Source organism: Pseudomonas sp. PDM26, from assembly GCF_019219185.1.
Lineage (GTDB): Bacteria > Pseudomonadota > Gammaproteobacteria > Pseudomonadales > Pseudomonadaceae > Aquipseudomonas.
Map to the genome: position 1 here is coordinate 238143 of NZ_JAHUWC010000003.1, position 12924 is coordinate 251066.

At 58.7% G+C, this 12924-nt stretch carries 15 protein-coding genes; 12 read left to right on the forward strand and 3 right to left on the reverse strand.

Features of this window, described 5'->3' with window-relative positions:
* Positions 1 to 317: 317 nt before the first annotated feature.
* The 8 genes from KW849_RS08165 (at position 318) to KW849_RS08200 (ending at position 8019) form a co-directional block, all read left to right on the forward strand.
* Positions 318 to 779 carry a hypothetical protein gene (locus tag KW849_RS08165; RefSeq protein ID WP_218428915.1) on the forward strand — a complete coding sequence of 154 codons (462 nt, stop codon included), beginning with the start codon at positions 318 to 320 and terminating at the stop codon, positions 777 to 779.
* A gap of 193 nt (positions 780 to 972) precedes the next feature.
* Positions 973 to 1929 (forward strand): sugar ABC transporter substrate-binding protein, encoded by a 957-nt coding sequence (locus KW849_RS08170; protein WP_218428916.1) that lies wholly within the window; start codon positions 973 to 975, stop codon positions 1927 to 1929.
* Positions 1930 to 1984: 55 nt separating this feature from the next.
* Positions 1985 to 3538: a sugar ABC transporter ATP-binding protein gene (locus tag KW849_RS08175; RefSeq protein ID WP_218428917.1), complete on the forward strand. Its 1554-nt coding sequence runs from the start codon at positions 1985 to 1987 to the stop codon at positions 3536 to 3538.
* Positions 3535 to 4512, forward strand: coding sequence for an ABC transporter permease (locus tag KW849_RS08180; RefSeq protein WP_218428918.1), 978 nt, complete (start codon positions 3535 to 3537; stop codon positions 4510 to 4512). Before KW849_RS08175 ends, KW849_RS08180 begins: the two co-directional genes overlap by 4 nt.
* A gap of 3 nt (positions 4513 to 4515) precedes the next feature.
* A complete protein-coding gene (locus KW849_RS08185; protein ID WP_108217758.1) occupies positions 4516 to 5535 on the forward strand; it encodes a LacI family DNA-binding transcriptional regulator in 1020 nt (339 codons plus the stop codon).
* Between the two features lie 92 nt (positions 5536 to 5627).
* Positions 5628 to 6545, forward strand: coding sequence for a ribokinase (rbsK, locus tag KW849_RS08190; protein WP_218428919.1), 918 nt, complete (start codon positions 5628 to 5630; stop codon positions 6543 to 6545).
* Complete coding sequence (rbsD, locus tag KW849_RS08195; protein WP_218428920.1) at positions 6542 to 6946, forward strand: D-ribose pyranase; 405 nt, start codon at positions 6542 to 6544, stop codon at positions 6944 to 6946. The genes rbsK and rbsD overlap by 4 nt, the downstream gene beginning before the upstream one ends.
* A 65-nt stretch (positions 6947 to 7011) precedes the next feature.
* Positions 7012 to 8019, forward strand: coding sequence for a nucleoside hydrolase (locus tag KW849_RS08200; RefSeq protein ID WP_218429140.1), 1008 nt, complete (start codon positions 7012 to 7014; stop codon positions 8017 to 8019).
* Positions 8020 to 8073: 54 nt separating this feature from the next.
* Here the strand turns inward: KW849_RS08200 and KW849_RS08205 are convergent, their stop codons facing one another.
* Positions 8074 to 8265 carry a hypothetical protein gene (locus KW849_RS08205; RefSeq protein ID WP_218428921.1) on the reverse strand — a complete coding sequence of 64 codons (192 nt, stop codon included), beginning with the start codon at positions 8263 to 8265 and terminating at the stop codon, positions 8074 to 8076.
* A gap of 132 nt (positions 8266 to 8397) precedes the next feature.
* Between KW849_RS08205 and KW849_RS08210 the strand changes: the two genes are divergently transcribed.
* Both KW849_RS08210 and KW849_RS08215 read left to right on the forward strand, forming a co-directional pair.
* Positions 8398 to 8703 (forward strand): hypothetical protein, encoded by a 306-nt coding sequence (locus KW849_RS08210; RefSeq protein WP_007975706.1) that lies wholly within the window; start codon positions 8398 to 8400, stop codon positions 8701 to 8703.
* A gap of 148 nt (positions 8704 to 8851) precedes the next feature.
* The gene (locus tag KW849_RS08215; RefSeq protein WP_218428922.1) at positions 8852 to 9172 is read left to right on the forward strand and encodes an I78 family peptidase inhibitor; all 321 of its coding nucleotides are present in this window, start codon (positions 8852 to 8854) and stop codon (positions 9170 to 9172) included.
* 70 nt (positions 9173 to 9242) lie between these two features.
* Here the strand turns inward: KW849_RS08215 and KW849_RS08220 are convergent, their stop codons facing one another.
* Together KW849_RS08220 and KW849_RS08225 are read right to left on the reverse strand one after the other, a co-directional pair.
* Positions 9243 to 9455 (reverse strand): cold-shock protein, encoded by a 213-nt coding sequence (locus KW849_RS08220; RefSeq protein WP_003179963.1) that lies wholly within the window; start codon positions 9453 to 9455, stop codon positions 9243 to 9245.
* A 291-nt stretch (positions 9456 to 9746) separates the two neighbouring features.
* On the reverse strand, positions 9747 to 10049 hold the full coding sequence (locus KW849_RS08225; RefSeq protein WP_218428923.1) for a hypothetical protein: 303 nt from the start codon (positions 10047 to 10049) through the stop codon (positions 9747 to 9749).
* A 374-nt stretch (positions 10050 to 10423) separates the two neighbouring features.
* Here KW849_RS08225 and thrS point away from each other — a divergent pair, with 374 nt between their 5' ends.
* Both thrS and infC read left to right on the forward strand, forming a co-directional pair.
* On the forward strand, positions 10424 to 12346 hold the full coding sequence (thrS, locus tag KW849_RS08230) for a threonine--tRNA ligase (protein ID WP_108217750.1): 1923 nt from the start codon (positions 10424 to 10426) through the stop codon (positions 12344 to 12346).
* Positions 12346 to 12897, forward strand: a complete 552-nt coding sequence (gene infC / locus KW849_RS08235; RefSeq protein ID WP_172668659.1) for a translation initiation factor IF-3 — start codon at positions 12346 to 12348, stop codon at positions 12895 to 12897. Before thrS ends, infC begins: the two co-directional genes overlap by 1 nt.
* The last annotated feature ends 27 nt before the right edge of the window (positions 12898 to 12924 follow it).

The window sequence follows — 12924 nt, forward strand, 5'->3', positions numbered from 1 at the left end:
AGATGCAAGTTCATCTAGCCCCAGGCGAATCTGAACGCTGGGGGTACGAGGGGAAAAGCAGGATCTGTACCAGTAATACCTGGAATCGAAAAATCCGCTTAAGTTAATGATTTGTAACGATATTGCTGTTTGTGTTCGGGCCGGTTTCGGGGGCGGGGCGTCCGGAATGCCGAACATGTTTAACTTTCGCGTTCGGCTCTCCGAAACGGATCGCGGTCTTGTTTAAAATTTCAACGGGTCAAATCATCCGTCACGACTAAAGAAACGCCCGCGCCGGTCGATGCTCCTTCAAGGGATCTTTTTCTTCAGGAGTTCACATGTCGTTATCTATTGGCTTCCCGAATGCCGCGGGCATCACCATCGGGGGCAAGTCTGCGGCGACCATTCGCGCTTTGGGCGATGCGACTGAGGATGCGGCTGCCAAAGCGCTGGGTGTAAAGGAAGGCGACGGCACCCAGGTTAAAACCGGCCCGGTAGGTCTGGGGGAGAGTGCCGGCGCACAGGCCGAGTCGCAAACCAGCGATAACACCGGTGTTGCGGTGAAGGTCTTGCTCAAGCGCCTGAAGGAGCTGCAGCAGCAATTGCGCGAGCAACAGCAGCAACTGGCGCAGGCCCAGGCGGCGTCCTATCCGACTCCGCAAGCCAAGACCACGGCAGTAGCGGCCATTCAGGGGCAGGTTGCCGACACCAACGGCGCCATCCTGCAAGTGAGTGCGAGTCTGATCAAAGAGCTGGCCAAGGGTTCTGGCACGGGATCGCTGGTCAACACCACGGCGTGAACTGGATGCCGTTTTTTCGCTGAACATCTCCGAAAGCACTTTTCAGGTCGTTGACAAATACCGGCAGGGTTCGCATAGTTTGCTTCACGCAAACGTTTGCGCGACTCCAGTGATGGCTTTCCATCGCAGTGGGCCGTGAAGTTTACGCCAGCGCAAGCGTTGCTCACAATAATCATAAGATCGGAGTGAACCCATGAAGCTGCCATTCGCTGGACGTCTTCTCGCTGTCGCTATGCTGGCCACCGCATCCGCAGCATTGCCTGTCTCCTCGGCTTTTGCTGAAGTCGCTGAAAAACCGAAAGTCGCACTGGTCATGAAATCCCTGGCCAATGAGTTCTTCCTGACAATGGAAGACGGCGCCAAGGCTTACCAGAAAGATCACTCCGGCGAATTCGAGCTCATCTCCAACGGCATCAAGGATGAAACCGACACCGCAGGCCAGACGCGCATCGTCGAGCAGATGATCCTGGCGAAGGTCAATGCACTGGTGATTGCACCGGCAGACTCCAAAGCCATGGTCCCGGTGATCAAGAAAGCCATCGATGCCGGTATCACCGTGATCAACATCGACAACCAGCTGGACCCCGCCGTCGTCAAAAGCAAAAACATCAATGTTCCGTTCGTAGGCCCGGACAACCGCAAGGGCGCACGGCTGGTGGGCGATTACCTGGCCAAACAGCTGAAGGCCGGTGACGAAGTCGGCATCATCGAAGGTGTGTCCACCACCACCAATGCCCAGCAGCGGACCGCGGGTTTCAAGGATGCGATGGAGGCGGCGCAGATCAAGGTCGTGTCCGTGCAATCCGGTGACTGGGAGATCGACAAGGGCAACAAGGTAGCTGCGTCGATTCTCAGCGAATACCCGCAAACCAAGGCCCTGTTGGCCGGCAACGACAGCATGGCGGTCGGTGCGGTATCTGCTGTGCGCGCCGCGGGCAAGGCCGGCAAGGTGCAAGTGGTCGGCTACGACAACATCAATGCCATCCAGCCAATGCTCAAGGATGGTCGCGTACTGGCCACGGCGGACCAGTTTGCGGCTAAACAGGCAGTGTTCGGCATCGAGACTGCATTGAAGATTCTCAAGGGCGAGAAGGTCGACGGCGGTGCCAATGGCGTGATCGAAACGCCGGTAGAGCTGGTCACCAAATAATCTTCTGGCGACGCAGCGGCGCTCGTCCAGCCGGACGAGCGCATGGAGAGTTTTTATGTCAGTTTCCGTCCCGAACGCTGTCCTTTCGGTCAGCGGTATCGGCAAGACCTACGCCCAACCGGTGCTGACCGGCATCGACCTGACGCTCATGCGCGGTGAAGTGCTGGCGTTGACCGGCGAGAACGGCGCAGGCAAAAGTACGCTTTCGAAGATTATTGGCGGGCTGGTCACGCCGACCACCGGCCAGATGCAGTTTCAGGGGCAGGACTATCGTCCGGGTAGCCGGTCTCAGGCTGAAGCGCTGGGTATCCGCATGGTCATGCAGGAACTCAATCTGCTGCCGACCTTGTCGGTGGCGGAAAACCTGTTTCTCGACAACCTGCCCAGCAAAGGTGGCTGGATCAGCCGCAAGCAGTTGCGCAAGGCTGCCATCGAGGCCATGGCGCATGTCGGGCTCGACGCCATTGACCCGGACACCCTGGTCGGCGAACTGGGCATTGGGCACCAGCAAATGGTGGAGATTGCCCGCAACCTGATTGGCGATTGTCATGTGCTGATTCTCGACGAGCCGACGGCGATGCTCACTGCGCGCGAAGTCGAAATGCTGTTCGAGCAGATCACCCGCCTGCAGGCTCGCGGCGTATCGATCATCTACATCTCCCACCGCCTCGAAGAATTGGCGCGAGTCGCGCAGCGCATTGCCGTACTGCGCGACGGCAATCTGGTTTGTGTTGAGCCAATGGCCAACTACAACAGCGAGCAACTGGTCACCCTGATGGTCGGGCGCGAACTCGGCGAACACATCGATATGGGGGCGCGCAAGATCGGCGCTCCGGTGTTGACGGTCAGCGGCCTGAGCCGTGCCGACAAGGTTCGCGATGTGTCGTTCGAAGTCCGTGCCGGAGAGATTTTCGGGATTTCCGGTTTGATCGGCGCGGGACGTACCGAGTTGCTGCGCCTGATCTTCGGTGCCGATATCGCCGACAGCGGCACGATTGCCCTGGGGTCGCCGGCAAAGGTCGTCAGTATCCGTTCGCCAGTGGATGCGGTCGGGCATGGCATCGCGTTGATCACTGAAGATCGCAAGGGCGAAGGCCTTTTGCTGACCCAATCGATCGGCGCCAACATCGCCTTGGGCAACATGCCCGGCATCTCCAGTGCTGGCTTGGTCGACAACGACGAGGAGAACGCCCTGGCCCAGCGTCAGATCGACGCCATGCGCATTCGCAGCTCCGGTCCGGCACAGTTGGTGTCCGAGTTGTCCGGCGGCAATCAGCAGAAAGTCGTCATCGGCCGTTGGCTGGAGCGCGACTGTTCGGTGCTGCTGTTCGACGAACCGACCCGCGGCATCGACGTCGGCGCCAAGTTCGATATCTACAACCTGCTCGGTGAGTTGACCCGCAAGGGCAAGGCACTGGTGGTGGTCTCCAGCGACTTGCGCGAGCTGATGCTGATCTGCGACCGGATCGGTGTGCTGTCGGCGGGTCGCCTGATCGACACCTTCGATCGCGACAGCTGGACCCAGGATGAGTTGCTCGCCGCTGCTTTTGCCGGCTACCAAAAACGTGATGCGCAGCTCTTTGAAGCCGCGCCTAGGGATCTTCCATGAAAACCGCTTCTTTCGCCGGCACACGCAGTGGCAACTTCTACGGCCTGGGCACCTACCTGGGCCTGGCGGGTGCCCTGTTGGCGATGATCGTGCTGTTCTCGGTGCTGAGCAGTCACTTTTTGTCTTACGATACTTTCAGCACCCTGGCCAACCAGATTCCGGACCTGATGGTGCTGGCGGTCGGCATGACCTTTGTGTTGATCATCGGTGGCATCGACCTGTCGGTAGGCTCGGTGCTGGCGCTGGCGGCCTCGACCGTGAGCGTGGCGATGCTTGGCTGGGGTTGGGGCGTGCTGCCGGCGGCGCTGCTGGGCGTGGCCGTCGCGGCGCTCGCCGGTACCATCACCGGCTCGATCACGGTGGCCTGGCGGATTCCGTCGTTCATCGTGTCCCTGGGCGTGCTGGAAATGGCTCGCGGGATGGCGTACCAGATGACCGGTTCGCGTACGGCCTACATCGGCGATGCGTTCGCCTGGTTGTCCAACCCGATCGCCTTCGGCATTTCACCGTCGTTCATCATCGCGTTGCTGATCATTTTCATCGCCCAGGCCGTGTTGACCCGCACGGTGTTCGGTCGCTACCTGATCGGTATCGGCACCAATGAAGAGGCGGTGCGGTTGGCGGGGATCAATCCCAAGCCTTACAAGATCCTGGTCTTCAGCCTGATGGGGTTGCTGGCCGGTATTGCCGCGTTGTTCCAGATTTCCCGCCTGGAAGCCGCCGACCCGAATGCCGGCTCCGGTCTTGAGTTGCAAGTGATCGCGGCCGTCGTGATCGGCGGCACCAGCCTGATGGGCGGGCGCGGCTCGGTGATCAGCACGTTTTTTGGCGTACTGATCATTTCCGTGCTGGCCGCGGGGCTGGCGCAGATCGGCGCAACCGAGCCAACCAAACGCATCATTACCGGCGCGGTGATCGTGGTGGCGGTGGTGCTGGACACCTATCGCAGTCAACGCGCAAGCCGGCGGACCTGAGTCATGGCGACAATCAAAGATGTGGCAGCCCTTGCCGGCATTTCCTACACCACGGTTTCCCATGTGGTGAACAAGACCCGCCCGGTCAGTGAAGAAGTCCGGATCAAGGTCGAGGCGGCAATCCAGACCCTCGACTACGTCCCCAGCGCGGTGGCCCGTTCACTCAAGGCCAAAACCACGGCGACCATCGGCCTGTTGGTGCCCAACAGCCTCAACCCGTATTTCGCCGAACTGGCCCGGGGCATCGAGGATTACTGCGAGCGAAACGGTTACTGCGTCATCCTGTGCAACTCCGACGACAATCCGGACAAGCAGCGCAGCTACCTGCGTGTGTTGCTGGAAAAACGTATCGACGGCCTGATTGTCGCTTCGGCCGGCGGCGACAGTCGCCTGGTGCAAGGTCTTAAAGGCGTCCGTACGCCCATGGTGATCGTCGACCGCGGACTGGACGGTATCGATGCGGACCTGGTGCGCATCGACCATGAATACGGCGCGTATCTGGCGACCCGACACCTGCTGGAACTGGGGCATCGGGATATCGCCACGATCAGCGGGCCGGAGAACACCAGCGTGGCGCAGATGCGTCTGGCGGGTTATCGCCGGGCCTTGAAGGAGGCGGGCGTCGAAGTCTCTCCCGAGCGCATGCTGGAAAGCGATTTCACCAGCACCGGCGGTTACAGTGCCGCCGCAATTCTGCTGGAAAACAACCCGCCTACCGCCATTTTTGCGGCCAACGACATGATCGGCATCGGCGTGCTACGGGCCGCCGCCGAGCGCAATATTCGCGTACCGAGCGAGTTGTCGGTGATCGGCTTCGACGATATCCAGATGAGTCGGTATGTCTATCCGTCGTTGACCACGGTGGGGCAATCGATCGTGCAACTCGGCGAAATGGCCGCCGAAGTGCTTTTACGGCGAATCGCCACGCCGGGCCTGGCGACCGATCAGCGGATCGTGACGCCGAGTATCGTCATACGTGAATCGACGGCGCCGCTGGCCGGCGTGTTTGCCCAGTGCCGTTGAAAACAAAGAGCCGTTGAAAGCAGAAAACCGTTGAAAACAGAAAGCCGCTGAACCCACAGCACCGCCGAAACAGAATCGATGAGTAGCAATGTATGCCAGCAAAAGTAGTGGTAATAGGCAGTTTGAACATGGACCTGGTGACCCGGGCGCCACGCTTGCCCAAGGGCGGTGAAACGCTGATTGGTCAGTCGTTCAGCACCGTCTCCGGCGGCAAGGGCGCCAATCAGGCCGTGGCTGCGGCGCGGCTGGGAGCCCAGGTGTCGATGATCGGGTGCGTGGGCAGTGACGCTTATGGTGAGGCGCTGCGTGGGGCGCTGTTGGCCGAGCAGATCGATTGTCAGGCGGTCAGCACCGTTGACGGTTCCAGCGGCGTGGCGTTGATTGTGGTCGACGACAACAGTCAGAACACCATTGTGATCGTCCCCGGCGCCAACGGTGCATTGACTACAGAAGTCATTGACCGTTTTGATTCGGTGATACGCGCGGCGGACGTGCTCATCTGTCAGCTGGAAGTGCCCGATGCTTCTGTTGGCCATGCGCTCAAGCGCGGTCGCGAGCTGGGCAAGACGGTCATCCTCAATCCGGCACCGGCCAGTCGTCCGTTGCCATCGGACTGGTACGCGTCCATCGATTACCTGATTCCCAACGAGAGCGAGGCGTCGGCCCTGAGCGGTCTGTCGGTGGACTCCCTGGACACCGCGCAAGCCGCGGCGACCCGCCTGATAGCCCTGGGCGCCGGCAAGGTGATTATCACCCTCGGTGCGCAAGGTTCGCTGTTTGCCGATGGCCAACGCTTCGAGCATTTCCCCGCACCCGTGGTAAAGGCTGTCGATACCACGGCGGCCGGCGATACGTTCGTCGGCGGTTTCGCGGCGGCGCTGGCCGCGGGCCAAGATGAGGTGTCGGCGATCCGCTTCGGGCAGGTGGCTGCGGCGTTGTCGGTCACCCGTGCCGGCGCGCAACCCTCGATTCCCGCCTTGAGCGATGTACAGGCGTTTAAAACCCTATGAAAAAGACACCCCTGCTCAACATTGCACTGTCACGGCTGATCGCTTCATTGGGGCATGGCGACAGGGTCGTCATCGGGGATGCGGGGCTGCCGGCTCCACCGGGCGTTGAATTGATCGACCTGGCCTTGACCCACGGCATTCCGGATTTTGTCAGCACCTTGAAGGTCGTGCTCAGTGAGATGCAGGTCGAAAGCCATGTGCTGGCTCAGGAAATCTTCGATAAAAAGCCGCCGGCCCTGGTCGCGCTGAATGAGTTGGACGGCGAAGGCGCACTGGGTCGGCGTGAGGTGCTCACCCATGAACAATTCAAGGTCCTGAGCCGGCAGGCAAGGGCGATTGTTCGGACAGGCGAGTGTCAGCCGTACTGCAACATTGTGCTGGTCGCCGGCGTAACGTTTTGACTGGTTGTCCGCGTGTTTGATGTCCCCGGCACACGGAGTGTGTCCCGTATCGCTATGCTCAGAAACTGAACCCACTGCTCCGGAGCTTGCTGCTTTTGACCTTGAAGACCGCCACGAACGCCCTCGAGGCAGCAAAGATCGACTTGATCATCGACACCGATCCAGGGGCTGACGATATCGTTGCCCTGTTGTTCGCCCTGGCATCGCCGGACGAGCTGAATGTGCGGGCATTGACCACCGTTGCGGGCAACGTTCGCCTGGACAAGACCTCACGCAATGCGCGATTGGCCCGGGAATGGGCGGGGCGTGAGGAGGTGCCGGTTTATGCCGGTGCACCCAGGCCGCTGATGCGCACGCCGATCTATGCCGAGGATATTCATGGTAAGGAAGGTCTGTCGGGCGTCGCCGTGCATGAGCCGAAGAAAGGCCTGGAAAAGGGCAGTGCGGTGACTTACCTGATTGATGTGCTGAAATCGGCCAAGCCCCACAGCATTACTATCGCCATGCTCGGCCCGCAGACCAATCTGGCCCTGGCGCTGATCCAGGAGCCGGGCATCGTGCAGGGCATCAAGGAAGTGGTGGTCATGGGGGGTGCGCACTTCAATGGCGGCAACATCACGCCGGTGGCTGAATTCAACCTGTTCGCCGATCCGCAGGCCGCCGAAGTGGTACTCAGGAGTGGTGTAAAGCTGACCTACCTGCCGCTGGATGTGACCCACAAGATCCTGACCAGCGAAGCGCGCCTGAAACAGATTGCCGCGCTGAACAACAACGCCAGCCGGCTGGTGAGCGACATTCTCAATGAGTACATCAAAGGCGACATGGAACACTACGGCATTCCGGGCGGCCCGGTGCATGACGCCACGGTTGTCGCTTACCTGCTCAAGCCGCAGTTGTTCAGCGGTCGCTCGGTCAACGTGGTGGTCGACAGTCGCGAAGGACCGACCTTTGGGCAAACCATCGTCGACTGGTATGACGGCTTGAAAGCGCCAAAGAACGCCTTCTGGGTTGAAAGCGGCGATGCCCAGGGCTTCTTCGATCTGCTGATCGAGCGCCTGGCCCGCCTGAAGTAAGCATCATCTCCCGCCGGTGCTTGCCTGCGGGATTCACTCCCTCGCGCTAACCGCCTAGGCCTTTTGGTCCGACAGATGTTTCTCGAAAATCTGCTCGATGAACGATTGGGCGGCTTCGGTTCCAAGGTCCCTGACCAGAAGGTCGATACCGATAATGGCGAGCTCCTCCGTGCTGCCTGGGCTGTAGGAGCTGTGGCCGTCTTGCCACTTGGCCTTGATGTCAGCGTCGATGCTTACGGTGGTCATGATGGCGCTCGTGAGGTCGGGGAAGTCTGAGTGCCGAGTTAACCACTTTGCGGGGCTTTTGACACGTCGACTTAGGCAGCAAAGGAGGGCTGTGCGACACTTGGTCTCTGACGAATATTCAAGGAATGCGCTGTGCAGATCGATTTGAACTCCCCGGATGGCCTGACTCTTGAGGCGGTGCGTCAGTTGCTGGCCGGCGCCAGTGACGATGAACACACTCAGTTGCGGGTCACCAAAGGAGGCATTGCCTACATCTCCTCAGGTGTCGTGGGCGGTACCGATATCGACGGGTTGTTGTTTCGGCTCGAAACCTGGGCCAAGGGCTCCGGTTATGTCGGTCGGGTCGCGGCCAGCGATGAAGTCTGGGTCATGCAAATCTTCAATGCCTTGAAAGAGAACTGGCCCAATCCGCCTTACGACTATATCGACGTCTATTGAGCGTCGTTCATATTCAGTCACGATTCAGTGATTAAGGGGAGCACGGCGCTCAGGCAGAATCGCGGCTCGTCCCTAGCACTGCCTGTGAAACCAAACGCCAGTCTGGTTGTCGCACGATCTCAGCTTAATCATTGAATAAGGAGGCTTCATGCCTTGGAAGCTCGCGTCATTGGGTACTTTGTTGGCCGTTGCCACGCTGGCCGGTTGCAGCACTACCTCTACTGAGTCTGCAGCAACTGATGTTGCGACGACTGACACGGGTCACAGCCGCTGTGAAGCAAAGGCTGCCGAGTTCACCATCGGCAAACAGGCATCGCCGCAATTGCTTGAGCAAGCGCGTACCCGCGCAGGAGCGCAAAACGCGCGGTTCCTGTTGCCAACCGATATGGTGACGCTGGAGTACCGTTCTGATCGCCTGAACCTGAACACCGATGCCAGTAAGGTGGTCACCCGCGTCAACTGCGGCTGATCCTTCGGCTTTTGTTTCACCCATAAAAAACCCCGTCACATGGACGGGGTTTTTTTAGTGCGCCTGGAAATTACTCTGGGCGAACTTGAGCAGCTTGCATACCCTTTTGGCCTTTCTCAGCCACGAAGGAAACAGTCTGGCCTTCTTTCAGGCTTTTGAAACCGTCGCTTTCGATAGCTTTGAAGTGTACGAACAGGTCGTCACCGCCACCTTGAGGAGTGATGAAGCCGAAGCCTTTTTCATCGTTGAACCATTTAACGGTGCCGGTTTGGCGATTAGACATGGTGTATCTCCAAGAAACATATATTTTCAGTAGTACTGTGCTGCTCAGGCCAACTGGGCACACCCGGATATCATAGTCGAAATGTTCGCTTTGGGAGCCCCCCGGGCGAGCTGTTTGCCTTGCTGTCGAGCGGTCTTTGGTGCTTCATATCGCTGGAGGCCCCGTTTTAAAAGGCTTTCAGCCGAAAGAGAAGACGAAAAAAAAGCTGTAAAACCTTCAAAAAATGTCAGACAAAGCGACATTCGGCCTGTTTTTTCGGTCATTGCAGGTGAAAAAATCAATGCGAGAAGCTTATTTCTTCGCCCCGGCATCGACCCTGCAAGTGGCGATTTTCTGCATCGCCTGATTTCCCAGCTCTTGACTTGCCGTGCCGTCCATCAATGCCTGAAGGTCTTTGGCAGGATAGGATTTGAGCTGGTCGGCGCCGCAACCACAGACGGCTTTTGCCTTCGCATCACCGATCTTTTGTGCCGCTGCAGGGACGCATTGCGCCATGTATTTCTCGCGCTCACCCTTTGGCCAATCGGCGTGGGCGGCCAATGGCAGCAGCAGAACGATGGGTGCGACTATGGCGAACAAACGGTTCAGACGCATGCTGGGATGCTCCTTGTGGGTCAATGACGTGTTATCTGAGGGGCGAAGCGGTGTTCAAGTTCAGCACTCTGGCATAAAAATGCCTGATTTGCCCCCGCACAAAGTCTGCGTGCATCGACGACCGTTCATCTGTGCTAGCATGCCTCGCTCGGGCGTTTGCAGGCTCCGGATGACCTTCAGTCCCGGCGGCGGCAGATGCGCGATTAACCCTGATTTGAATCCCAGTCACTCTGGTTCGGTTTTCCGGTTGGCCGCAAGGCTCCTGCCGCTGTAAGGCAGGCGTTCGTCATTGAATGGCCTGGACCGGATCTTGTACTGGCTCATCCCAACCCACGTGACCTTTGGTAGGGGTCACCACTAGGAGAGGAGGCGCCATGCCAACTATTACTCTTCCCGACGGCAGTCAACGTTCATTCGATCACCCGGTTTCCGTAGCCGAGGTCGCCGCATCCATCGGTGCAGGCCTGGCGAAGGCCACCGTGGCCGGCAAGGTCAATGGCAAACTGGTCGACGCCAGCGACATCATCGACAGCGACGCGTCGCTGCAAATCATCACGCCAAAGGATGAAGAGGGGCTGGAGATCATTCGTCACTCTTGCGCCCACCTGGTTGGCCATGCGGTCAAGCAGTTGTACCCGACCGCCAAAATGGTCATCGGTCCGGTCATCGATGAAGGTTTCTATTACGACATCGCTTTCGAGCGTCCTTTCACTCCGGACGACCTGGCCGCCATCGAACAGCGCATGCAGCAGCTGATCGAGAAAGATTACGACGTGATCAAGAAAGTCACTCCGCGCGCCGAAGTGATCGAAGTGTTCAAGGCCCGTGGCGAAGACTACAAGTTGCGCCTGGTCGAGGACATGCCGAACGAGCAGGCCATGGGCCTGTACTATCACGAAGAATACGTCGACATGTGCCGCGGTCCGCACGTGCCGAACACCCGCTTCCTGAAATCCTTCAAGCTGACCAAACTGTCCGGTGCCTACTGGCGCGGCGATGCCAAGAACGAGCAATTGCAGCGCGTCTACGGCACCGCATGGGCGGACAAGAAGCAACTGGCCGCCTACATCCAGCGCATTGAAGAAGCCGAAAAGCGCGACCACCGCAAGATCGGCAAGCGCCTGGGCCTGTTCCACACCCAGGAAGAGGCGCCGGGCATGGTGTTCTGGCACCCGAACGGCTGGACTTTGTACCAGGTGCTCGAGCAGTACATGCGCAAGGTTCAGCGCGACAACGGTTACCTGGAAATCAAGACCCCCCAGGTCGTTGACCGCAGCCTGTGGGAAAAGTCCGGGCACTGGGCCAACTACGCCGACAACATGTTCACCACCCAGTCGGAAAGCCGCGACTACGCGATCAAGCCGATGAACTGCCCGTGCCACGTGCAGGTGTTCAACCAGGGCCTGAAGAGCTACCGCGAGTTGCCGATGCGCCTGGCCGAATTCGGTGCCTGCCACCGTAACGAGCCATCGGGTGCCTTGCACGGCATCATGCGCGTGCGTGGATTCACCCAGGATGACGCGCACATTTTCTGCACTGAAGAACAGATGCAGGCTGAATCCGCTGCGTTCATCAAGCTGACCATGGATGTCTACGCCGACTTCGGCTTCACCGATGTCGAGATGAAGCTGTCCACTCGTCCGGAAAAACGCGTCGGTTCCGACGAGCTTTGGGATCGCGCCGAAGCTGCGCTGGCCGCAGCCCTTGATAGCGCGGGCCTGCCGTACGATCTGCAGCCGGGCGAGGGTGCGTTCTACGGTCCGAAGATCGAGTTCTCGCTGAAAGATTGCCTCGGTCGCGTCTGGCAATGTGGTACCCTGCAGCTCGATTTTAACCTGCCTGTCCGTCTGGGAGCCGAATACGTCTCCGAAGACAACAGCCGCAAGCACCCGGTCATGTTGCACCGGGCGATCCTGGGGTCCTTCGAACGTTTCGTCGGAATCCTGATCGAGCACTACGAGGGCGCATTCCCCGCGTGGCTGGCTCCGACCCAGGCAGTGGTGATGAATATCACTGATAAACAGGCTGATTTTGCCGCCGAAGTGGAAAAAACTCTCAACGAAAGCGGGTTTCGTGCCAAGTCTGACTTGAGAAATGAAAAGATCGGCTTTAAAATCCGCGAGCATACTTTGCTCAAGGTTCCTTTTCTCTTGGTTATCGGAGATCGGGAAGTCGAGATGCAGACTGTCGCTGTGCGTACTCGTGAAGGTGCTGACCTGGGCTCGATGCCCGTCGCCCAGTTCGCTGAGTTTCTCGCGCAAGCGGTTTCCCGGCGTGGTCGCCCAGATTCGGAGTAATTATTATTAAGCGTGAAATGAGACAAGATAAACGAGCTGCACCGAAAGCCCCGATCAACGAGAATATCTCGGCACGCGAGGTTCGGTTAATTGGAGCTGAAGGTGAACAGCTTGGGATTGTGTCAATTGAAGACGCGCTTCTTAAGGCTGAAGAGGCCAAGCTGGATCTGGTGGAGATTTCCGCCGATGCAGTGCCACCTGTTTGCAAACTGATGGACTACGGCAAATCGATCTTCGAAAAGAAGAAACAGGTTGCTGCGGCCAAGAAAAACCAGAAGCAGATTCAGGTTAAAGAAATCAAGTTTCGTCCAGGGACGGAGGAAGGGGATTACCAGGTAAAACTGCGCAACCTGGTACGTTTCCTGAGTGATGGGGACAGGGCCAAGGTATCCTTGCGATTCCGCGGCCGTGAGATGGCCCACCAGGAGCTGGGGATGGAACTCCTCAAGCGAGTTGAAGGTGACTTGCTCGAGTACGGTTCGGTCGAACAGCATCCTAAGATGGAAGGACGCCAGCTGATCATGGTCATCGCCCCGAAAAAGAAGAAGTAATCAACAGGGCACGGCAGGCCTTCTGAT

Excerpts from the sequence above, each read along its gene's own strand:
- KW849_RS08165 (WP_218428915.1), top strand. The coding sequence starts at position 318 with ATGTCGTTATCTATTGGCTTCCCGAATGCCGCGGGCATCACCATCGGG.
- KW849_RS08170 (WP_218428916.1), top strand. The coding sequence starts at position 973 with ATGAAGCTGCCATTCGCTGGACGTCTTCTCGCTGTCGCTATGCTGGCC.
- KW849_RS08175 (WP_218428917.1), top strand. The coding sequence starts at position 1,985 with ATGTCAGTTTCCGTCCCGAACGCTGTCCTTTCGGTCAGCGGTATCGGC.
- KW849_RS08180 (WP_218428918.1), top strand. The coding sequence starts at position 3,535 with ATGAAAACCGCTTCTTTCGCCGGCACACGCAGTGGCAACTTCTACGGC.
- KW849_RS08185 (WP_108217758.1), top strand. The coding sequence starts at position 4,516 with ATGGCGACAATCAAAGATGTGGCAGCCCTTGCCGGCATTTCCTACACC.
- rbsK (WP_218428919.1), top strand. The coding sequence starts at position 5,628 with ATGCCAGCAAAAGTAGTGGTAATAGGCAGTTTGAACATGGACCTGGTG.
- rbsD (WP_218428920.1), top strand. The coding sequence starts at position 6,542 with ATGAAAAAGACACCCCTGCTCAACATTGCACTGTCACGGCTGATCGCT.
- KW849_RS08205 (WP_218428921.1), bottom strand. The coding sequence starts at position 8,265 with ATGACCACCGTAAGCATCGACGCTGACATCAAGGCCAAGTGGCAAGAC.
- KW849_RS08215 (WP_218428922.1), top strand. The coding sequence starts at position 8,852 with ATGCCTTGGAAGCTCGCGTCATTGGGTACTTTGTTGGCCGTTGCCACG.
- KW849_RS08220 (WP_003179963.1), bottom strand. The coding sequence starts at position 9,455 with ATGTCTAATCGCCAAACCGGCACCGTTAAATGGTTCAACGATGAAAAA.
- KW849_RS08225 (WP_218428923.1), bottom strand. The coding sequence starts at position 10,049 with ATGCGTCTGAACCGTTTGTTCGCCATAGTCGCACCCATCGTTCTGCTG.
- thrS (WP_108217750.1), top strand. The coding sequence starts at position 10,424 with ATGCCAACTATTACTCTTCCCGACGGCAGTCAACGTTCATTCGATCAC.